2 protein-coding genes and 1 pseudogene are annotated in these 2589 nt (G+C 61.7%); all 3 read left to right on the top strand.

From position 1 onward, the window contains the following. Nucleotides 1–598: pseudogene (locus EOD15_RS32425) on the top strand (DNA polymerase III subunit delta'); the annotation flags it as partial. Nucleotides 599–739: 141 nt separating this feature from the next. Beyond that, nucleotides 740–2290, top strand: a complete 1551-nt coding sequence (gene metG, locus EOD15_RS32430) for a methionine--tRNA ligase (RefSeq protein WP_127320800.1) — start codon at nucleotides 740–742, stop codon at nucleotides 2288–2290. Further along, on the top strand, nucleotides 2290–2589 hold a 300-nt coding region (locus EOD15_RS32435), incomplete at its 3' end, for a TatD family hydrolase (RefSeq protein WP_185929138.1). The genes metG and EOD15_RS32435, both read left to right, overlap by 1 nt.

The raw sequence follows: 2589 nt of genomic DNA on the forward strand, positions 1-2589 counted from the left end.
CATGAATACCAATGCCGCCAATGCGTTGCTGAAAAATCTTGAAGAGCCACCGGCGCGGACGCTGTTCATCCTGATTGTCCACGCGCCGGGCAGCCTGCTGCCGACGATCCGGTCGCGCTGTCAGGTGGTTCGATTGAACCCGCTCGACGCCGACGACCTGATGACGGTGCTGGAAACGACCGAGCCGGCGCCGCCTGGCGATCCGGCGGCTCGCGCGGCACTGGTCGGGCGGGCAGGGGGCAGCGCCCGCAACGCGATCCTGTTGACGCAGTATGGCGGGCTGGAGATCGCCTCCACGCTCGACACTCTGGTCACCGGCAGAAAGAGCGATGTCGGCGGCGCGTTTCGCCTCGCCGAAGCCGTGGCCGGCCGCGATCAGACGATCCAGTTCGATATCTTCAACCGCCGGGCGCTGGACCAGTTGTCGGAGGCGGCAAGCCAGGCAGCACTGGCTGGCGATCTCGCACGGGCCAAAACGCTGTCGGACACTTGGCATGAGGCGCTGGACGCTATATCTGAGACCGATACCTACAATCTCGACAAGAAGCAGCACGCCCTGATCATGATCGACCGCCTGAATTCTGCAATGCGAATGTGACGGTTTTCCCGATGCATGCCGTTGTCCCCAAAACCGGGGCCACTTTTGGGCGGCATGCATTGGCATCGGGATGGCAAATGCTGCCTCGATACGATATCCACCGCCACGCCTTTCCATTCAGACATTCATGACGGTTCATTCATGTCACGCGACAAGTTCTACATCACCACCCCGATCTTTTATCCGAACGGCAAGCCGCATATCGGCCACGCCTATACGGTCATTGCAACCGATGCCCTGGCGCGCTTCCAGCGCTTGGACGGCAAGGACGTCTTCTTCCTGACCGGTACCGACGAACACGGTCTGAAGATGCAGCAAACGGCCGAGAAGGAGGGCATAACGCCGCTGGCGCTGGCCGACCGCAATTCGGCGATTTTCCGCGCCATGACCGAGGCGATGGGTGGCTCGAACGACGACTACATCCGCACGACGGAACCGCGCCACTACGAATCCTGCCAGGCAATCTGGAAGGCGATGGCCGCCAATGGCGACATCTATCTCGACCGCTATAGCGGCTGGTACTCGGTTCGCCAGGAAGCCTATTTCGACGAAGGTGAGACGATCGTCGGCGACGACGGCGTGCGTCGCGAACCGCTCGGCTCGCCCGTCGAATGGAACGAGGAAGAAAGCTACTTCTTCAGGCTTTCCGCCTATCAGGACAAATTGCTGGCGCTTTATGAGAGCCAGCCCGACTTTGTCGGTCCGACCGAGCGCCGCAACGAGGTGCTCAGCTTCGTCAAGTCTGGGCTGAAGGATCTGTCGATCTCGCGCACGACCTTCAAATGGGGCGTGCCGGTGCCGGGCGACGACAAGCATGTGATGTATGTCTGGGTCGATGCCTTGACCAACTACATCACCGCCGCCGGCTATCCCGACACAAAGGCCGAGCAATGGCGCTATTGGCCGGCTACGCACATCATCGGCAAGGACATTGTCCGCTTCCATGCGGTCTATTGGCCGGCCTTTCTGATGTCAGCGGGCATCGAGTTGCCAAAGCGCGTTTTCGCGCATGGCTTCCTGTTCAATCGCGGCGAGAAGATGTCGAAATCGGTTGGCAACGTCGTGGATCCATTCGCGATGGTCGAGCACTACGGTCTCGACCAGGTGCGCTACTTCTTCCTGCGCGAGGTGCCGTTCGGCAACGACGGCAGCTACAGCCATGACGCGATCGTCAACCGCACCAATGCCGACCTTGCCAATGGTCTCGGCAATCTGGCCCAGCGCTCGCTGTCGATGATCGCCAAGAACTGCGGCGGCGTGGTGCCCCAGCGCGGCGACCTGACGGATGCCGACAGCGCGATCCTGGACCAGGCCGTCGCCGCTCTCGACACCGCGCGCAAAGCGATGGCCGAGCAGGGCATCCATCTGGCGCTGGCGTCGATCTTCGGCGTGGTGGCGGAAGCCGATCGCTACTTTGCCGGAGAGGCACCATGGGCGTTGAAGAAGACCAATCCGGAGCGCATGGAAACCGTACTGTGGACGACCGCCGAGGTCGTGCGCCGCGTGGCGGTGCTGTGTCAGCCCTTTACTCCGGGATCAGCCGCGAAACTGCTCGATCTGCTGGCGGTGCCGGCGGACAGCCGCGACTTCGTGCATGTCCACGCGGACCATACGCTGGTGCCGGGCACCGCGTTACCCGTGCCGGAAGGGGTTTTTCCACGTTACGTCGAACAGCCGGACGCGAACGTCTGATGCTCGTCGACAGCCACTGCCATCTGGATTTTCCAGATTTCGCCGAGGAGCGGGCTGCTGTTGTCGCTCGCGCCAAGGCGGCCGGTATAGGCCGCATGGTGACGATCTCAACTCGCGTGAAGAGATTGCAGCAAATCCTTGAAATCGCAGAGACTTTCGACGAAGTATACTGTTCGGTCGGCACCCATCCGCACAATGCCGCGGAAGAGCTCGACGTAACATCTGCCGATCTCGTGCGGCTGGCCGCCCACCCGAAAGTGGTGGCGATCGGCGAGGCCGGTCTCGACTATTTCTACGAC

Origin of the sequence: Mesorhizobium sp. M7A.T.Ca.US.000.02.2.1 (genome assembly GCF_003996995.1) — a bacterium.
In the GTDB taxonomy this organism is placed as follows: domain Bacteria; phylum Pseudomonadota; class Alphaproteobacteria; order Rhizobiales; family Rhizobiaceae; genus Mesorhizobium.

Excerpts from the sequence above, each read along its gene's own strand:
- metG (WP_127320800.1), top strand. The coding sequence starts at position 740 with ATGTCACGCGACAAGTTCTACATCACCACCCCGATCTTTTATCCGAAC.